Source organism: Paraburkholderia sp. NMBU_R16, assembly GCF_013282575.1.
Lineage (GTDB): Bacteria > Pseudomonadota > Gammaproteobacteria > Burkholderiales > Burkholderiaceae > Trinickia.
Genome location: NZ_JAAAYE010000252.1, coordinates 1 through 671 on the forward strand (window position 1 = coordinate 1; position 671 = coordinate 671).

Here is a 671-nt window from a genome sequence, read left to right on the forward strand (position 1 = left end):
GCGCACCATTGGGCTGTCGGTCATCGCGGCGTTGCCGTTCGCTTTTATACCGTATCGCCAACCAGTAGCCCCGTTTCTCCGCGAACGCCGGCCCCCACACGGGACTGAAGTGCTGCTGAACAAAGCCGTTACCCGGTAACTATCGATTTGAAACATGTTACCCGATAACGCGAAACCTAACGATGTGTGGCAGATTTAGCGCTTACGATCTACGCATACCTTCCAGATTCAACCCGAAGGCGTGGTTGAGCGAGGCCCGCGTGCCGGAATCAAGACCGTGGTCGCGAATGCCCGTGTTGACCGCCTGTTCGAGTGCCGCAGGACGCAGGCCGCTGTTGGGGGGCACCAGTTGCGCCCACGCACTGCCTTGTCGTTCCAGATAGCACAGGAATCGGTTGATGTTCGAGCGATGCTGCTTACTCAGTCCCTGAGGCAGCCCACGCATCAGCGCGGTGTGCGCGGGCAACGTCGGGGCAAGTCTTACAGTTCCCGATTCGGCTTGCAGGAACAACCCGAAGGCGTGGTTGAGCGCGGCCCGCGTGGTGGAATGAAGACCGTGGTCGCGAATGCCCGTGTTGACCGCCTGTTCGAGTGCCGCAGGACGCGAGCCGCTGTTGGGGGGCACCAGTTGCGCCCACGCACTGCCTTGTTGTTCCAGATAACACAGGAAT

Annotated in this window: 1 protein-coding gene; it reads right to left on the reverse strand. The window is 60.4% G+C overall.

Annotation, left to right across the window (positions count from 1 at the left end; all coding sequences use genetic code 11):
• Positions 1-202: 202 nt before the first annotated feature.
• On the reverse strand, positions 203-671 hold a 469-nt coding region (locus GWC77_RS28125; RefSeq protein ID WP_173262869.1), incomplete at its 5' end, for a hypothetical protein.